The organism is Kitasatospora sp. GP82 (assembly GCF_029892105.1).
Lineage (GTDB): Bacteria > Actinomycetota > Actinomycetes > Streptomycetales > Streptomycetaceae > Kitasatospora.
The window spans coordinates 281,559-298,256 of the sequence record NZ_JARZAJ010000003.1 but is presented as its reverse complement, the minus strand read 5'-3'; the positions used below and the strand labels follow the sequence as shown (position 1 = coordinate 298,256).

Below are 16,698 nucleotides of genomic sequence, written 5' to 3'. Positions count from 1 at the left end.
TGAGCCGTCGTCACCTCGCCTCGCCCCACCGGTCCGGCGCCTGTCGGCGCAAGGGCGCCGGGCCGGTGCTTCCGTGCGCCGGGCCTGTTGCGGATGCGGCGCGTGGGGCGGGCGATGGCGAGGAATGCTCAGGGGGTCATGGGCACGGCACCCACGCGGCGGGCTTCGGCAGTTGGGCCAGGGCGCCGAGGACGCTCCGGGAGCCCGGGGAGACCGCGCGGACCGGCGGGGAGGCTCACCGATGAGCGCGACCGCGCAGGACGCCGCCGCGCAGGAGGTCGCCGCACGCCGCTGGGACGCGATCGTGGTCGGGGCCCGGCTGGGTGAACTCGGCCACCGGGTACTCGTACTGGAGGCCGGCCGGCAGACGTCGGGCACCGATCAGGCCCATCGCGAGGCGGTACGGGCGTTCCACGAGGCCGTGGTCAAGGTGCCCAACTCGCCCTACCTGACCACCGTGCGGGCCGTCTCCGGCCAGATCTTCGCCCTGCTCGGCGCCGAGGACCACACCCGCCACGAACCGGGCCCCGCCTGTCCCGGCCACTTCGAGTACCGGGGCCGCTCCTACGGCTACCGGGGTGCGGGCCACGGTGGCGGGACGCACATCATGGGCGACTCGCCCGCCACCTCCGTGGTCGACCAGTGGCAGCGCTGCTGGGACCACCCCAACCTGTACGCCGTAGGCTGCGGCAGCATGCCCTCCCTCGGCACCTCCAATCCTTCGCTGACCATGGCCGCACTCGCCCTGCGCAGCGCCGATCGCATGCACCGCGAACCCGCCGGGGCCTGGACGTACCAGTCGGCGCCCGGCGCAGCCCACAACCGCCCGTACTACCTCCCGCCGAAGATCTGACGGCTCCCGCCCCGGCTGGTGCTCTGACCGCGAACGTTCGCCGGGTTGGCACCGGTGACGCCGTGCGCGGTCGGATTCGGCGGACATCCGATGTGCGCGGGAGACGTGGCGGCGGCAGGGGTGGGACCCGCCGTAGCGGGCCCCACAGGCGCTTGCGCACCGCCCGTCGTCCGCGCTCGTCGCAGATGTGGACGGCGGGGGCTGCGCTGCGGGCCGTCAGGTGCGGTAGGCGTAGTACACCGCGTGCGGGTAGGACATCACGAGGCTCGCCACCGACCTGCGGTAGGTGTTGTTCGAGTGGTAGGTCACGTACGGCATGCCGCCCATGCCCCGGTAAGTGACGATCATGGAGTGGTTCTTGGAGCCGTCACGGTCGAAGTCCATCTGCAGGATGTCCCCGACGCCCAACTGGTAGACGTTCGCCAGGTTCGACACCCGCTTGCTGGAGAGCGCGTACCAGGACCAGTCGTCGGCCCCCACCCAGGACCAGCTCTCGGCGGAGGAGTTGTACCACCAGTTGTGGTAGTCCGAGTCGGTGCCGGGGGCGTTCTTCCAACCGCCGGCCTTCAGCGCCTGGCTGATGAAGTTGGTGCAGTCACCGCCGGCGCCGTTGAACTCCCGGTAGGCGGGGTTGTAGTGGTTCCAGTACTTCTCCGCGTAGGCCGCCATGGCCGTGTAGTCGTACCCGCCGCTCCGTGCGGCCTTGGGGCGCGGCGACGCCGGCCACGAGGTGGCGGCGGGGGTCCCCTGCGGGGGGTCGGCGTCCACGGTTTTCGACACGTGCGGGGCGGGCTGGTTGACCTCCGGGAAGCCGGCGTTCTCGTCCGTGATGCCCGTCAGTTCCCAGCGCCCGTGGGACGTGGCGGCGAAGGTCACGTCGTGGCGTGCCTGGAAGCCTGTCGTCGCGGGCTCGTCACCGCGGATCTTCTCGTAGGTCAGGGTCGTGGTCTCGGTGACCTCGACGTCGGCACGCCCGTCGCTGATCCGGACCCTGTCCACGGAGACCTGGGTGCGGCCGGCGCTGTACGCCTCCCCCACGGCCGCCAGTCGTGCCTTGCGGGCCTGCAGCGAGGAGACCACGGTGTTCTCGGTCTGCGCCAGGTCGGCCGCCAGGCCGACGCGCGCGTCGGATCGCAAGGCGTCGTGCTGAACCGGAGCCGTGTCCAGGAGCGCTGCCGTCCGCTGGGTCAGAACGGCCTGGGCCATGCGGTCGAAGGAGGCGACGGTCGCCTTGTCCGCTGTGCCGGCGGCCGCCCCGGTGGTCCCGGCCGCACTCGCGGCCGAAGCCGACGGGAGCGCTGCGGCCGACAGGACCGCTGCCAGTGCCACTCCCACAGCGGATCTCAATATGGTTCGTCTCACGTGGCTCTCTCCTCTAACGCCCGGTCAGCTCTGACCGGGAAGAGGAATCCTCGCATCCGTTCGGGGGCCGCCGCCCGGGAACCGTCCAAACCGGCACCCGGTGACCGCTTGCCGGCCGGTACCCCAGCCAGCCGGCAGAACCTCGCCCGGGAAGTGCACGACAGTTCCGGCCTGGATGAACACGGGTATTCGGTGCTGCCGTTCGAGGTGATTCCGTCACTCGATGGAGTCGGTGGACATGTCCGCGCACAGCCGGTCCCTCTCCCCTCGGCAGGATCGCGAGCGGCTGGACACGGCCTATGACTCTGAGGAGACGCAGCGTTCATGAACAACAAGAAGACGTGGACGGCGGCGGCAGCCGTGGCGACTGCGGTGGTCGGCCTGGTGGCCGCCTCGTTCGGGCCTGCGGGTGCGGCGCAGCCGGGCAAGGGGACCATCCAGATCACCTTGCGCAGGAAGTAGACCACGGCGCCGATGTCGTGGAACTCCGTCCGCAGGGACTCGAAGCGCAGGTCCACGACGTCCAGTCCGGCGGCCTCGGCGACCAGCTCGTCAAAGGTGCGTGGTGACATACCGGCATCATTACGGCAGAAGGACGGACGGGCCAAGGCCATTTCGGCGTGGCCTGCGAGCAGGGCTCCGAACGCCTGCCGCCCGGGATCGACCGTATTCTGGGCAACGTCCGCCGTGTTCAAGGGAGTTGGGTATGACGTTCTGGGACAGGGGCAGACGGGCCCTGGGCGTGGTGGTGCTGATCCTCGTGTGGATCCTCCAGGCGGAGTCCGCGGTGTTCGCCGGGAGCGCCTTCCACGGCGCCCCGTCCCTCGCCGGGAAGTCGGCCACGGTGGCGGACGGGCTGCTCGTCATGCTCCTCGCCTACTGCGGCGTCTGTGCCGTGATCGCACTGTTCGGCAGGATCGAGGAGCGGCGGTTCCCGCGCCTGGCGAAGCTGCTCCGGTGGCCTGTGCCGGCGGTCGCGGGCGTTCTGGTCGGCGTCAACCTCGTGCTGTCCCTGGTGGCGGGCGCCCTGTCCGCCCCCGGCCAGGAGGCCTCGATAGGCCCCGGCATGCTGGTCTCGCTGCTCTGCCCCGGAGTGCCGCTGACCGTCCTCGCCTTCCTGCGATGGACCTCGCACGTGCCCTGGCGGCTGCCGGGTACCGGACCGCGTACGCCCGGTGCCCGTGTTCCGCATGCCCCGCTGCCGCCCTTCCCTCAGCCCGGCAGCCGGCCGGTGCCCGGCCAGGTGTGGGAGGTGACCTATCCGTACGAGGAGCAGCCGGGTGGCAAGCGCCGTCCGGCTCTGGTCGTCGGCGCGGGCCGGCAGGGGCTGCTGGCGCTGAAGATCACCAGCCAGGACAAGAGCCAGTGGAGTGCCCACTACGCGGAGATCTCCACCGCCCGCTGGCGAGCCATGAACCACAACGGGAAGCGCAGTTGGCTTCAGCTGGACCGGCCGCAGCTCGTCCCGTGGCAGGACGTCCACCGGCCGCTGGGGCTGTGCGAGCCGCAGCTGCTCTGGGACTCCACGGCCCACCGCCACCGGCTCGGCCGGCGGACGGAGAACGCCCCTCGCCGGTAGGGCCGGCCGGGAGTGCGGGGGCAGCGGGTGGGTGGCAGGGGCCCGGGGGCGGCGCGGCAGCCGGTGTGGATCCGGTGAAGCCTTGCGGACAGCGGCCGGTGAGGGTGGTGTGCCCCGTCGTCGCAGGGTGGTGCGTGTGCCACCCGGTCTGCGACAGCTCCCTTGGGTTTGCCGGTGGTTGACGTTACGGGGATCGAAGCGTGTCTCGGCCGAGGCCGGGGCGAGATCTGACGGTCCGAAACTTGTTAGGCAAGCCTTCCCTGCCCTAGGTTCAGTGTCGCCAGGCCGGGTCCGGAAGTTGTGACCGGGGTGCGCGGAGTGCATTCGCGTCCGGCCCGACCCAAGCCACCCGGGGTGCTGCCGTCCGGCCATCCCTGCTCACTGCGGAGGACCCTCGCCATGCTCGGATCCGTACGGCCTGTCGCTGCCCTGTCCCTCGCGACCGTCTGCGTACTCGCACTGGCCGCCTGCGGCAGTTCCGGCGGTGGCACTTCGACCGACACCTCGACCGCCGCCTCGTCGGCGTCCACCGGCCAGTCGCTCGCCGGCCAGACCGTGACCGTCTACAGCGGCCAGCACGAGCAGACCGTCAAGGCTCTGGCCGCGGACTTCGAGAAGCGCACCGGCGTCAAGGTCGAGCTGCGCTCCGGTGACGAGGCCGAACTCGCCAACCAGATCCTCCAGGAGGGCAAGGCCTCACCGGCCGACGTCTTCTACGCCGAGAACCCGCCGGCCCTGACCGTGCTGGAGGAGCAGGGCCTGCTCGCGCCCGTCCAGCCGGACACCCTCAAGTCCGTTCCCGCCGAGGACAGTTCCCCCAAGGGCGACTGGGTCGGCGTCTCCGCCAGAACCGCGGCCTTCCTGGCCGCCGAGGGCAAGGGCGCCGACACCGCCCCGCCGGCCTCGGTGCGCGACCTGGCCAAGCCCGAGTGGAAGGGCCGCCTGGGCATCGCACCGAGCGAGACCGACTTCGCCCCGATCGTCACCCGGATGATCAAGACCGACGGTGCGGACGCGGCCAGGCAGTGGCTGCTCGGGCTCAAGGCCAACGCCAAGTCCTACGGCAGCAACGAGGACCTGTCCGCCGCGATCAACAGCGGTGAGGTCGAGGGCGGCGTCATCGACCACTACTACTTCTACCGGCTGCGCGACGAGAAGACCACCGCCCAGACCCACAGCAAGCTGCACTACTTCGCCAAGAGCGACCCGGGTGCCCTGATCGACGTCTCCGGTGCCGGCGCCCTCAAGAGCGGCAAGCACCAGCAGGCCGCGCAGGCGTTCCTCGGCTACCTGGCCAGCGCCCCCGCACAGACGCTGATCGCCACCTCCGAGAGCTACGAGTACCCGCTGGTCGCGGGCGTCAAGGCCAAGGCCGAACTGCCCGTGCTCGACACCATCGGTTCCGTCGCGTCCGTCGCCGACCTCGGCGACGGCAAGGAGGCCCTTCAGCTTCTCCAGGACACCGGCCTCCTCGCGTGACCGGACCCGCCCGCACCCTGCCTGCCGGCCGGTCACCGCTGCTGCGGTGGCGGGCCGCAGGACGGCTCCCGGTCCTGCCGCTGCTCGCCTTCGCCGTCGTCGCCGTGGTGGCCTCGCCCCTGGTCTTCGTCGGCGTCCAGGCCGCCCAGTCCGGCTGGGACCAGGCGCAGCGCCTGCTCGGCCGCCCACTGATCGCCACCCTGCTCTGGAACACCGCCACCCTCGCAGCCGCCGTGACCGCCGCCACCGCGGTCCTCGGCTTCGGCGCGGCCTACCTCGTCGAGCGCACCGACCTCCCCGGCCGCCGCTGGTGGACGGTCGCACTCACCCTCCCGCTGGCCGTGCCGGAGTTCGTCCGCGGCTACTCCTGGGTGTCGCTCTTCTCCTCGGTGCGCGGCTACTGGGGGGCGGTGCTGGTGATGACCTGCTCGCTCTACCCGCTGGTCTTCCTGCCGGTCGCCGCCACCCTGCGGCGCGCCGACAGCGCGGCCGAAGAGGTCTCCCGCAGCCTGGGCCGAGGACCGCTGGCCACCCTGTGGCGCGTCACCCTGCCGCTCACCAGGACCGCGCTGGCCGGCGGTGCGCTGCTCGTCTCGCTCTATCTGCTCGGCGAGTACGGCGCCTTCGCGATGCTGCGGTTCACCACCTTCGCCACCGCCATCTTCACCCAGTACAAGCTGGGCTTCGACGCCGCGTCGGCAGCCCTGCTCACCCTGGTCCTGGTGGCCCTCGCCCTGCTGCTGGTGCTGCTGGAGGCGGGGACGAGCCGCCGCGGCCGGGTCGCCCGCCGGGGCACCGCAGGGCGCCGGGCCGCCCCGGTCCGGCTCGGGCTCTGGCGGCTGCCCGTCCTCGTCGCGCTGACGGCGCTGGTGGGTACCGCGCTCGGTGTCCCGCTCTACGCCCTCGGCTACTGGCTGGTGCGCGGCAGTTCCACCACCCTGCCGTCCGCCTCCGTCTTCTCCGCCGCGCTCACCACGCTCGGCTACGCCGCCACGGCCGCGCTGGTCGCCACGGCCGCCGCCGTCCCCGTGGCGCTGTACGCCTGGCGGCGCGCAACCCGCCTGGCCCGGACCGCCGAACGCGCCGCCTACCTCACCCGGGCACTGCCGGGCATCGCGGTCGCCCTCTCGGTGGTCCACTTCGCGATCCGCTACGCCCAGCCGATGTACCAGCAGCCGCCGCTGCTGGTCGCCGGGTACGTGATCCTCTTCTTCCCGCTCGCGCTCACGGCGGTCCGCGCCGCACTCGCCCAGGTCCCGCCCGGCGTCGAGGAGGTGGCCCGCTCGCTCGGCACCCGGCCGCTCGCCGTGCTGCTGCGGGTCACCCTTCCGCTGGTCCTGCCCGGACTCGGGGCCGCCGCCGCGATGGTCGCCCTCACCGCCAGCACCGAACTGACCGCCACCCTGCTGCTCCGGCCGACCGGCACCCAGACCCTGGCCACCCAGTTCTGGGTCTACACCAGCGGCCTCGCGTACGGCGCGGCCGCACCGTACGCGGCGCTGATGGTCGCCATGTCCGTCCCGCCCGTCCTGCTGCTCACCCGCCGCACGCTCGGCCCCAACCCCCGTACGGAGACGAACAGATGAGCGGGCTGTCGATCACCGGCCTCCATGCCGCGCACGGCCGTACAGAGATCCTGACCGGAGTCGAGCTCGATGTGGCCGACGGCGCACTGGCCTGCGTCCTCGGCCCTTCGGGGTGCGGCAAGAGCACCCTGCTGCGGGTCATCGCCGGATTCCACCCCGCCACGGGAGGCCGAGTCGCCCTCGGTGAACGGTTGTTGGACGACGGCCGCCAGCGACTGCCCGCCGAGCGGCGGCGGATCGGCTATGTGCCCCAGGACGGTGCGCTCTTCCCGCACCTCACCGTCGCGGGCAACATCGGTTTCGGCCTCCCGCGCGGCCGCCGCAGCGAGAGGGTCGCCGAACTCCTCGCCCTGGTGGGCCTCGACGGCCTCCAGGGACGCCATCCGCACCAGCTCTCCGGCGGCCAGCAGCAGCGCGTCGCGCTCGCCCGCGCACTCGCGACCGAGCCCGAACTCCTGCTGCTGGACGAGCCGTTCGCCGCCCTGGACGCGGCGCTGCGGACCGAGCTGCGGGCCGAGCTCGCCGCCACCCTGCGGCGAGCCGGAGCCACCGCGATCCTGGTCACCCACGACCAGGAGGAGGCGCTGTCCTTCGCCGACACGATCGCGGTGATGCGCGCCGGGAGGATCGCGCAGCAGGCCTCGCCGCAGGACCTCTACCATGCGCCCGCCGATGCCAAGGTCGCCCGACTCCTCGGCGAGGCCAACCTGGTGCCCGCCCAGCTGGACGGGTCGAAGGCCGACACTGCCTTCGGCAGTCTCCCGCTGACCTCGGACGCGGGCGGCGCCCGTCGCGGACTGGTGGTGCTGAGGCCGCGTCAGCTCAGGCTCACGGCCGAGCCTGCGCCCGGGGCGGTCCGTGCTCTGGTGCGGCAGTCCCAGTTCCGCGGCCACGAGCACCGGATCGAGTTGCAGCCACAGGGGCAGGACACACTGCCCACCAGCCTGATCGCCTACGCCGACGAACCCTGGCCCGCCGACGAGGCGTTCATCCGGGTCCACGGCCAGGCCCACCCGGTGGACGAGCCCGGCAACCCCAACTGAAGCCCATCTTCAGTGGGGGCGCGCGGGGAGGGTTTTACGGGCGCGGGGAAGGTCAGGCCGGGAGGACGAGGCGGTTCTCGTAGGCGAAGACCACGGCCTGGACGCGATCGCGTAGGCCGAGTTTCAGCAGGATGCGGCTGACGTGTGTCTTCACGGTGGCCTCGGCGAGGCTCAGCTCGCTCGCGATCTCGGCGTTGGACAGGCCGCGGGCGAGCAGGACCAGCACACTGCGCTCGCGTGCCGTCAGTGCCGCGACCACCTCCTCGGCGCGGGCCGCGCTGCCGCCGTCGGTGGGCAGCTGGGAGGCGAAGGTGTCCAGCAGGCGGCGGGTGATCCGCGGTGCGACCACGGCATCACCGGCGGCGACGCAGCGAATGGCGGCGAGCAGTTCGTGCGGCTGGGCGTTCTTGAGCAGGAAGCCCGAGGCCCCGGCGCGCAGGCCGGCGAAGGCGTACTCGTCGAGGTCGAAGGTGGTGAGGATCAGGACCTTGGTCTCGGGATTGGCGGCGACGATCCGGCTGGTGGCCTCGATCCCGTCCATGACGGGCATCCGGACGTCCATCAGCACCACGTCGACCTGCTGCTCGGCAACCAGCCGGACGGCCTCCGCGCCGTCCTCGGCCTCGCCGGCCACCTCCATGTCCGGCTGGGAGCCCAGGACGAGGGAGAACGCGACGCGCAGCAGCGGCTGGTCGTCGACCAGCAGGACTCGGATGGTCATGGGGTCTGCAGCTCCTGCGGGTCGTCGAGGGAGAGGGTCGCGGCCACCCGCCAGCCGCCGTGGGGCAGCGGGCCTGCCGACAGTTCGCCACCGTACGCCGCGGCGCGCGAACGCATCCCGGCCAGCCCCTGGCCGAGGTGACCGATGTGGCCGGTATGGCTGACGGAGCTCTCCGCCCGCCGCACCGGACGGCCGTCGTCGCAGACCTCCATGGTGACGGTGGACGGGCCGCAGACCACCCGGACCCGCGCCCTGGCGCCCGGGGCGGTGTGCTTGAGGGTGTTGGTCAGCGACTCCTGGACCAGGCGGTAGACGGTGAGCTGCGCGCCCGCGGACACCGCCGAGTGATCCCCGTCGAGGTCTAGGTCGGTGGCCAGGCCGGCGGCTCTGACCTGCTCGGCCAGTGCCGCGAGCTGGGCGATCCCGGGCTGGGGGTGGCGCAGCGCGTCCGGTTCGTCCGCGCGCAGGACACCGAGGAAGCGGCGCATGTCGGTGAGGGCGCGGCGGCCGGTCTCGGCGGACTGCCGCATCGCGGCGGTGGCCTTCTCGGGCGCGTGGGCGTTGGCGTAGACGGCGCCGTCGGCGAGGGCGACCATCACGGAGAGGTTGTGGGTGACGATGTCGTGCATCTCGCGGGCGATCCGGGAGCGTTCCTCGGCCACCGCGAGCGCCGACTGCTGGTCGCGCTGCCGTTCGAGGTCGTGGGCGCGCTGTTGCAGCGCGGCCAGCTGGGCGCGCCTGGCCCGGACGTTGAGGCCGAGCACGGCGGCGGCGGTGACGGTGCCGGAGAGCAGGATGAAGACCCTGACGACGGTGGCGAGCAGGCCGCTGTGCTCGCCGTCCGGCGTCCAGCGCAGGACGGCCAGGACGACGCCGAGCTCGGCGACCGCGTACGCGGCCATGGTCCGCCGCCGACTGCAGTGCGCCGCCACGGTGTAGAGCGCGAACAGGACGACGACATCGGCGGGCATGCCTCTGGTGGTGAGCCACTGCACGAAGGCGACGACCGCGGTGACACCGAAGACCGCGAACGGTGCTCTGCGGCGGAAGGTCATCGGCAGGATCAGGCCGAGCTGCAGGACCGAGAGCCAGGGGTGCTCGTACAGGGACTGGTGGCGGGGCACGGAGGTGACCAGCAGCAGCGCGACGGCGCAGCCGAAGTCGACCAGGGTGGGGTAGCGCTCGGTGAGTATCCGTACCCGCAGCCGGCCCAGCAGCTCGGCGAGCCCCTGGGCGGCGCCGGTGCGGCGCTGCCCAGGGGCTGCGGAGGAGGTCTGGTCGAGACCGGTCATCGGACCATTCTCTCCCAGGGCTCGGGTGTGCCCGTCACGCGTCGCGCCGCTTGAGGACGACGGCCGCGCCGATCAGGGCCGCCACGACGTACAGGCACAGCACGCCGAAGCCCGTCCAGGGGGCGAGGTCGTGCGGGCCCTGGTGCAGGGTGGCGAGCGCCTGGCCCGCGTTGCCGGGCAGGTACGGGACGATGTTGTCCTGCCAGGAGCTGGGCAGGGCCTCGGCGAGCAGCGGCAGGACCAGCAGCGTGCCGAAGACGGCGGCGATGCCGCCCGCGGTGTTGCGGATCAGGGTGCCGATGCCGACGGCGAGCAGGCCGACGGCGGTCAGGTAGAGGCCCATGCCGAGGACGACGCGGGTGACACCGGGCGCCGAGATCGTGGTGTCCAGGTGCTTGCCCGCCAGGATGGCCTGGCCGAGGAAGAACGCGACGACGCAGGAGACCGTGGCGACCACCCAGGTGATCGCGCCGAACACGGCGGTCTTGGCCCACAGCACCGGCAGACGCCGGGGCACGGCGGACAGCGAGGCGCGGATCATGCCCGTGGAGTACTCGCCGGTGACGACCAGGACGCCGAGGACGCCGATCGCCATCTGGGCCAGGAAGTAGCCGCGCAGGCTGTGCTCGACGGGCGTGAAGTGGGCCCGCTCGTCGGGCGGCAGGTGGTCCCAGCGGTTGACGGTGGCCCAGCAGAACAGTGCGCCGAAGCCGATGGTGAGGACCACGGTCGCGGCGAGTGTCCAGTAACTGGAGCGCAGTGAACGGAACTTGATCCACTCCGAGTTGACCACGCGGGGCAGGGTCACCCTGCCCTCGCCGGCCCGGGTGGAGATCACGGTCGCGGTGGCCGTACTCATGCTGCGGCCTCCTCGACCGAAGTGGTGGGGCTGACGATGGCCTCGTACTCCACGGCGTCCCGGGTCAGCTCCATGAAAGCCTCCTCCAACGACGCCTGCTGCGGCGTCAGTTCGAAGAGCACCAGTGCGTGCTCGGCGGCGAGCCGACCGATCTGCTCGCTCTCCGCGCCGGACACCTCCAGCACCTGGCCGTCCTCGCCGTCGGCCGACTCGACCTCGACGTCCGGCAGCTCGCGCAGCAGCTTGGCCAGGCGGTCCGCATCGGGGGTGCGGACATGGACCTTGCCGCTGGACGCCTGGCGGGTGAACTCCTCGACCGAGGTGTCGGCGATCAGCCGGCCCCGGCCGATCACGATCAGGTGCTCGGCGGTGAGGGCCATCTCGCTCATCAGGTGCGAGGAGACGAGTACCGTGCGGCCCTCGGCGGCAAGGGACTTGAGCAGGTTGCGGATCCACAGGATGCCCTCGGGGTCGAGCCCGTTGACGGGCTCGTCGAGGATCAGGGTCGCAGGGTCGCCGAGCAGCGCGGAGGCGATGCCCAGGCGCTGGCCCATGCCGAGGGAGAAGCCGCCGGCCCGCTTGCGGGCGACCTGGCGCAGGCCGACCAGGTCGACCACCTCCTCGACCCGGCGGCGGGGGATGCCGTGGGTCGCGGCAAGGGCGAGCAGGTGGTTGAAGGCGCTGCGGCCGGTGTGGACGGCGCGGGCCTCCAGCATGGCGCCGACCTCGCGCAGCGGGGCTGCGTGATCGGCGTACCGGCGGCCGTTCAGGGTGGCGTGGCCGGAGCTAGGGGTGTCCAGACCGAGCAGCATCCGCATGGTGGTGGACTTCCCGGCGCCGTTGGGGCCGAGAAATCCGGTGACGATACCGGGGCGGACGGTGAAGCTCAGGTCGTGGACGGCGGTTTTGGGGCCGTAGCGTTTGGTCAGGCCAACGGCTTCGATCATGGTGGTGTCCTCGGGGGAGGGACTGTCGGGTGCAGTCCAACGCTATTTTCCTAATACCGCCGGAACGAGCACCGCCGGGACGATCCCTTCGGCGCGCCGGTGCGACGCGCGATGCAGCCCGGGTACATCTCAAGACGTACATGATCGTCGGGCGGCGCTTCGGGTGCTTCGAGTGCTCCGGACCCGGAGCGCACGGTCGCGGTGGGCGGCCCATAGGGTGTGGGGCATGAGTGATCGTCACGGCAGACTGCTGCGGACCCGTCTGACGGCAGCCGGGGCGGCCGTGTTGACGGTAGCCGCGGGGCTGGGGATCAGGGCCGGAGCCGGGGGAGAGGTCTCCAAGGTCGCGGGGGACGCGCTCTACACCGTCCTGGTCTACACGCTGGTCGTTGCGCTCGCGCCCCGGACGAGGCCGGTGAAGGCGGCAGGGGTCGCCCTGGCGATCAGCTGGGTGGTCGAGTTCGTGCAGCTCAGCGGGGTGCCCGCGGAGCTGTCGCAGCGGAGCGTCGTCGCCCGTCTGGTGCTGGGCACCACCTTCAACGCACCCGACCTCTTCTGGTACGTCGTGGGTGCCGCGGGCGGCTGGCTCGTCCACCGTGCGGCGAGTGCCCGCGGGGCAGCCGCGCGCTGATCCGCCGATGGGCACAGCCGTCGAACCCGTGTCCGTATCGCCCTCGCCTCGGCCATCCCCGTCCTGCTGGCCGTTCCGCTCTCCTACCGCCTGGCCGGGAGCGGCAGTGTGTCCGCGGCGTTCCTGGCCTCCGTGCCGATGGCACTCGCCGTACAGGCCGCGATCACCTTCGTCCGGCTGGGCCGCGCGACGTCCAGGCGCTGAAGCCGGCGGCCCAGCCGGGCGGTCGCCCCCAAGGGCCGTTCAGTTCGTCGCCCGGGAAGGTTCTCTCGCGGTGGAGGCCGCGGTGGAGGCCAGGACGGCCGAGAGTCCGCCGGGCGGTACGGCCTGGGCACGGACGCGGAGTTCGGGACTGCGGCGGAAGCGGAGGGTGAACTCCACCGACTGGCCGACGTGCAGCGGTGGCGGCTCGGAGACCAGGATGTCCGCGCCCTCCGGTGACATCGCCAGCTCGCCCCGGGCGGGGACGGTCAGGGCCGGGGCGAGGGCCCAGGTTCCGGTGGCGCCGAGGTGCCGGTGCTCCTTCAGCGCGACGTGCCCCGGCAGGTCCCAGTCGGCGCCCACCAGTTCGTCGGGCACGTCGCCGGGGTTGCGGATGGTGAAGAAGGCCGCGGCCGGGGCGGCGCCCGCCGGGACGAGGATCCAGCCCTGCTCGGCCTGGACCGGACGCGCCCGGCCCGCGCCGCCGACCGCCGTCCAGCCGGACAGCAGGGTCAGCGCCGCCGCTGCGGCGGCAAGGGGCGGAAGGGCGGCCCGGTTCATCGCGGCCCCCTGTCCGTCGCGCTCGGCCGGTTCGCCGTGCTCGGCCGGGCCGTCGTGTCTGCCCGGTGCGGGGTGCTCACCCGGTTGGGGGCGGGCTGCCAAGTGCGCAGTCGCAGGCTGTTGCCGACCACCAGCAGTGAGCTGGCCGACATGGCGACGGCCGCGAGCATCGGGTTGAGCAGACCCACGGCCGCGAGCGGGACGAGGACGAGGTTGTAGCCGAAGGCCCACAGCAGGTTGACGCGGATCGTGGTCAGTGTTCGCCGCGCGAGGCGTACCGCGTCGATCACGGCCTCGATGTCGCCGCGCACCAGGGTCAGCCCGGCCGCGCCGATCGCGGCGTCGGTGCCGGACCCGAGGGCGATGCCGAGGTCCGCCGAGGCCAGGGCGACCGCGTCGTTGACGCCGTCGCCGACCACCGCCGTGGTCCGGCCGGCCGCACGCAGCTCCGCGACCACCTCCGCCTTGCGGTCCGGCGAGGCCGAGGCGTGCACCTCGCTGATGCCCAGCTGTTCGGCGGCGGCCCGGGCCGCGCCGGGTCCGTCGCCGGTCAGCAGGACGGTCTCCAGGCCCATCCCGCGCAGTCGGTGCACCGCCCGGTAGCTGCCGGGCCGCAGGGTGTCGCCGACCGCGAGGACCGCCGCCGGGCTCCCGTCCAGCTCGACCACCACGGCGGTGCGGCCCGCGGACTCCGCGCGCCCCAGGGCATCGCGCAGGGGCCGGGCCAGGTCCGACGGTCCGCCCGGTCGGCCGATCCGCACCGACCGGCCCTCGACGGTCCCCTGTACGCCGACGCCCGGAGTGGCGGCGAAGTCGGACACCTTCGGCAGCTCCAGGCCGCAGCGCTGCCGGGCCGCCGCCGCGACGGCCCGGCCGATGGGATGCTCCGAGTGGTGCTCGACGGCTCCGGCCAGGCGCAGCACCTCGTCCGCCGACTCACCGCCCGGGGCCGTGACGGTCTCGGCCAGCTGCATATGACCGCTGGTCAGGGTGCCGGTCTTGTCGAGGACGACGGTGTCGATCCGGCGCAGACTCTCCAGGACCTCGGGCCCCCGGACCAGGACGCCCAGCTCGGCGCCCCGACCGGTCGCCGCGAGCAGCGCCGTCGGGGTGGCGAGGCCGAGCGCGCACGGGCAGGCGACCACCAGCACCGCCACTGCGGCGGTGACCGCCGCCTGCGAGTCGGCTCCCGCTCCCAGCCAGAAGCCCAGCACGCACACCGCCACCGTCAGCACGCAGGGCACGAACACCCCCGCGACGGCGTCCGCCAGTCGCCCAGACCTGGCCTTGCCGGTCTGGGCGTCGGCCACCAGGGCGGTGATCCGGGCGAGTTGGGTGTCCGCGCCGACCGCCGTGGCCCGTACCACCAGTACGCCGCCGACGTTCACGGTGGCCCCGGCGACCCGGTCGCCAGGGCCGACCTCCACCGGCACGCTCTCCCCGGTCAGCAGGCTCAGATCCAGCGCCGAGCCGCCCTCGGCCACCACTCCGTCGGTGGCCACCTTCTCGCCCGGCCGGACCACGAACTCCTGCCCGGGCAGCAGCTGTTCGATCGGGATCAGCCGCTCAGCGCCCGCCTCCCGGATGCAGACCTCCTTCGCCCCGAGCCGGGCCAGTGCCCGCAGCGCGGACCCGCTGCGCCGCCGTACCCGGCCCTCCAGTGTCCGCCCGCACAGGACGAAGAGCGGGACGCCGACCGCCGCCTCCAGATAGACGTGCGCCGTACCGCCGTCGGCGGTCGGCGAGAACGGCATCCGCATGCCCAACTCGCCCGCGCCACCGAGGAACAGGGCGTACGCCGACCAGCCGAAGGAGGCGACGATACCCAGGCTCACCAGGGTGTCCATGGTGGCGGTGGCATGCCGGAGCCCCTGCCAGGTCCGGCGGTGGAAGCCGTACGAGCCCCAGCTCACCACCGGTACCGCAAGCCCGAAGCAGACCCACTGCCATGCGCGGAACTGCAGCGAGGGCACCATCGACAGCACGATCACCAGGACGGCGAGAAGCGCCGTCACCGCCAGGCGCGGCCAGTCCTCGGGAGGTTCGGCGGGTGTGGACGCGGTCCGGCCACCGTGGGCCACCGGCTCGGCGGTGTACCCGGCGCGCTCGACCGCCGCCACCAGATCGGCCGCCGACACCTGAGCCGGGTGCACCACCCGGGCGCGGCCGGTCGCCAGGTTGACGCCCGCGCTCACACCGTCGAGCCGTGCCAGCCGCTTCTCGACCCGTGACACGCAGGCGGCGCAGGTCATTCCGCCGACCGCCAGGTCGGTGGTGACGAGCGCGCGGTCCTGCACGCGCGCGGTCACCGGCCCGCCCCCGTGCCGTGGCCGCCCATGCCCGGCATCTCGTCACCGGACCGGCCACTCCCGCCGCTGCCGGGGACCAGGCCGGGTGAGACCGGTCCGGCGGCTCGCCCGGCCGCGAAGGCGCCGACGAAGACGAGGACGAGCAGCAGGGCGAAGCCCAGCAGGACGAGTGAGGGGCGGATGCCCTGTTCTGTCGCTTCCACACCACAGCAGTCGGGCGGGTTCGCCGCACAGTTCCCGGGAGTTCGCCGTGACGTCAAGGGCTCCCCGCCGAGGACTCAGCCCAGGCGGCGGATCGGACTGCCCGCCAGGAAAGCGGCGATGTCCTCCACCGCCTGGTCGTAGTAGGTGCGGTAGTTGTGCCGGGTCACATACCCGAGGTGCGGCGTGGCGAGCAGGTTCGGCAGCGAGCGGAACTCGTGGTCGACCGGGAGCGGCTCCTCTTCGAACACGTCCACACCGGCGCCGGCGATCCACCCGCCGCGCAGTGCCTCGGCGAGGGCCGCCTGGTCCACGACGGCGGCGCGCGAGGTGTTGACGAGGTAGGCCGAGGGCCGCATCCGCTTCAGCTCGTCCGCGCCGACCAGCCCCCGGGTCCGGTCACCGAGCACCAGGTGGACCGAGACGAAGTCGCTGCTTTCGAGCAGTTCCTCCTTGGAGTACGCGAGCCGGACGCCCACGGCCTCGGCACGTTCGGCGGTCAGGTTCTGGCTCCAGGCCGTCACCTCCATACCGAAGGCCTGGCCGATCCGGGCGACCTTGGTGCCGATCTTGCCGAGGCCCAGCAGGCCCAGGCGGCTGCCGTACAGATCGGTGCCGACGGTGCTCTGCCAGGGGCCGCCCTCGCGCAGGGCCGTACTCTCCCGGACCACCTGCCGGGCCAGTCCGAGGATCAGCGCCCAGGTGAGCTCGACCGCCGGCTCGGAGTTGCTCGCCGTTCCGCACACCGTGACACCGTGCCGCGCGGCGGCGTCGATGTCGATGGACGCGTTGCGCATCCCCGAGGTGATCAGAAGCCTGAGGCGGGGCAGGCGGGCGAACAACCGGTCGGTGAACGGTGTGCGCTCCCTCATCGCGATGACGATCTCGCAGTCGCCGATCGCTCCGGCCAACTCGTCCTCGGTGCTGAAGTGCCCCTGGAACGACGTCACTTCCACCGCGTCGGCCAGGCGCGAGAAGTCGGCGGTGGACAGCGCGACGTCCTGGTAGTCGTCGAGCACGGCACAGCGGAGCTTCATCGTCATCCCCCGGTTGGCGTCGGTTTCCCTCTCCGGC

Annotated in this window: 16 protein-coding genes and 1 pseudogene; 7 read left to right on the top strand and 10 right to left on the bottom strand. The window is 72.6% G+C overall.

The window, feature by feature from the left end; all coding sequences use genetic code 11:
* Nucleotides 1-241: 241 nt before the first annotated feature.
* Nucleotides 242-853, top strand: coding sequence for a GMC oxidoreductase (locus tag P3T39_RS04730; RefSeq protein ID WP_280696042.1), 612 nt, complete (start codon nucleotides 242-244; stop codon nucleotides 851-853).
* Nucleotides 854-1,069: 216 nt separating this feature from the next.
* Here the strand turns inward: P3T39_RS04730 and P3T39_RS04725 are convergent, their stop codons facing one another.
* Nucleotides 1,070-2,182, bottom strand: a complete 1,113-nt coding sequence (locus P3T39_RS04725) for an amidase domain-containing protein (RefSeq protein WP_348534307.1) — start codon at nucleotides 2,180-2,182, stop codon at nucleotides 1,070-1,072.
* 357 nt (nucleotides 2,183-2,539) lie between these two features.
* Between P3T39_RS04725 and P3T39_RS04720 the strand changes: the two genes are divergently transcribed.
* Entirely contained in the window at nucleotides 2,540-2,677 is a 138-nt protein-coding gene (locus P3T39_RS04720) for a hypothetical protein (RefSeq protein ID WP_280696099.1), read from the top strand.
* Here P3T39_RS04720 and P3T39_RS04715 read toward each other — a convergent pair.
* Nucleotides 2,644-2,757, bottom strand: a pseudogene (locus P3T39_RS04715) (SAM-dependent methyltransferase); the annotation flags it as partial. The gene P3T39_RS04720 and the pseudogene P3T39_RS04715 overlap by 34 nt on opposite strands.
* Before the next feature lie 164 nt (nucleotides 2,758-2,921).
* Here P3T39_RS04715 and P3T39_RS04710 point away from each other — a divergent pair.
* The 4 genes from P3T39_RS04710 (at nucleotide 2,922) to P3T39_RS04695 (ending at nucleotide 7,902) form a co-directional block, all read left to right on the top strand.
* Complete coding sequence (locus tag P3T39_RS04710; protein ID WP_280696041.1) at nucleotides 2,922-3,794, top strand: type II toxin-antitoxin system PemK/MazF family toxin; 873 nt, start codon at nucleotides 2,922-2,924, stop codon at nucleotides 3,792-3,794.
* 399 nt (nucleotides 3,795-4,193) lie between these two features.
* Nucleotides 4,194-5,273 carry an iron ABC transporter substrate-binding protein gene (locus tag P3T39_RS04705; protein ID WP_280696040.1) on the top strand — a complete coding sequence of 360 codons (1,080 nt, stop codon included), beginning with the start codon at nucleotides 4,194-4,196 and terminating at the stop codon, nucleotides 5,271-5,273.
* Nucleotides 5,270-6,859 carry an iron ABC transporter permease gene (locus P3T39_RS04700; protein WP_280696039.1) on the top strand — a complete coding sequence of 530 codons (1,590 nt, stop codon included), beginning with the start codon at nucleotides 5,270-5,272 and terminating at the stop codon, nucleotides 6,857-6,859. The genes P3T39_RS04705 and P3T39_RS04700 overlap by 4 nt, the downstream gene beginning before the upstream one ends.
* Nucleotides 6,856-7,902 carry an ABC transporter ATP-binding protein gene (locus P3T39_RS04695; protein WP_280696038.1) on the top strand — a complete coding sequence of 349 codons (1,047 nt, stop codon included), beginning with the start codon at nucleotides 6,856-6,858 and terminating at the stop codon, nucleotides 7,900-7,902. The genes P3T39_RS04700 and P3T39_RS04695 overlap by 4 nt, the downstream gene beginning before the upstream one ends.
* Nucleotides 7,903-7,954: 52 nt before the next feature.
* On the opposite strand, the gene P3T39_RS04690 is transcribed toward P3T39_RS04695, so the two are convergent.
* The 4 genes from P3T39_RS04690 to P3T39_RS04675 are packed head-to-tail and all read right to left on the bottom strand — an operon-like array spanning nucleotide 7,955 to nucleotide 11,721.
* The gene (locus tag P3T39_RS04690) at nucleotides 7,955-8,623 is read right to left on the bottom strand and encodes a response regulator transcription factor (RefSeq protein WP_280696037.1); all 669 of its coding nucleotides are present in this window, start codon (nucleotides 8,621-8,623) and stop codon (nucleotides 7,955-7,957) included.
* Entirely contained in the window at nucleotides 8,620-9,915 is a 1,296-nt protein-coding gene (locus tag P3T39_RS04685; RefSeq protein ID WP_280696036.1) for a histidine kinase, read from the bottom strand. The genes P3T39_RS04690 and P3T39_RS04685 overlap by 4 nt, the downstream gene beginning before the upstream one ends.
* Before the next feature lie 34 nt (nucleotides 9,916-9,949).
* A complete protein-coding gene (locus tag P3T39_RS04680; RefSeq protein WP_280696035.1) occupies nucleotides 9,950-10,774 on the bottom strand; it encodes an ABC transporter permease subunit in 825 nt (274 codons plus the stop codon).
* Nucleotides 10,771-11,721, bottom strand: a complete 951-nt coding sequence (locus P3T39_RS04675) for an ATP-binding cassette domain-containing protein (protein ID WP_280696034.1) — start codon at nucleotides 11,719-11,721, stop codon at nucleotides 10,771-10,773. Before P3T39_RS04675 ends, P3T39_RS04680 begins: the two co-directional genes overlap by 4 nt.
* Before the next feature lie 226 nt (nucleotides 11,722-11,947).
* Here P3T39_RS04675 and P3T39_RS04670 point away from each other — a divergent pair, with 226 nt between their 5' ends.
* On the top strand, nucleotides 11,948-12,352 hold the full coding sequence (locus tag P3T39_RS04670) for a DUF2809 domain-containing protein (protein WP_280696033.1): 405 nt from the start codon (nucleotides 11,948-11,950) through the stop codon (nucleotides 12,350-12,352).
* A 243-nt stretch (nucleotides 12,353-12,595) separates the two neighbouring features.
* Here the strand turns inward: P3T39_RS04670 and P3T39_RS04665 are convergent, their stop codons facing one another.
* From P3T39_RS04665 to P3T39_RS04650, 4 genes are all read right to left on the bottom strand, one after another.
* Nucleotides 12,596-13,114 carry a copper chaperone PCu(A)C gene (locus P3T39_RS04665; protein WP_280696032.1) on the bottom strand — a complete coding sequence of 173 codons (519 nt, stop codon included), beginning with the start codon at nucleotides 13,112-13,114 and terminating at the stop codon, nucleotides 12,596-12,598.
* The gene (locus P3T39_RS04660) at nucleotides 13,111-15,423 is read right to left on the bottom strand and encodes a heavy metal translocating P-type ATPase (RefSeq protein WP_348534306.1); all 2,313 of its coding nucleotides are present in this window, start codon (nucleotides 15,421-15,423) and stop codon (nucleotides 13,111-13,113) included. The genes P3T39_RS04665 and P3T39_RS04660 overlap by 4 nt, the downstream gene beginning before the upstream one ends.
* On the bottom strand, nucleotides 15,420-15,626 hold the full coding sequence (locus tag P3T39_RS04655) for a hypothetical protein (RefSeq protein WP_280696031.1): 207 nt from the start codon (nucleotides 15,624-15,626) through the stop codon (nucleotides 15,420-15,422). Before P3T39_RS04655 ends, P3T39_RS04660 begins: the two co-directional genes overlap by 4 nt.
* Nucleotides 15,627-15,701: 75 nt before the next feature.
* Nucleotides 15,702-16,661, bottom strand: coding sequence for a D-2-hydroxyacid dehydrogenase family protein (locus P3T39_RS04650; RefSeq protein ID WP_280696093.1), 960 nt, complete (start codon nucleotides 16,659-16,661; stop codon nucleotides 15,702-15,704).
* Between the last annotated feature and the right edge of the window lie 37 nt (nucleotides 16,662-16,698).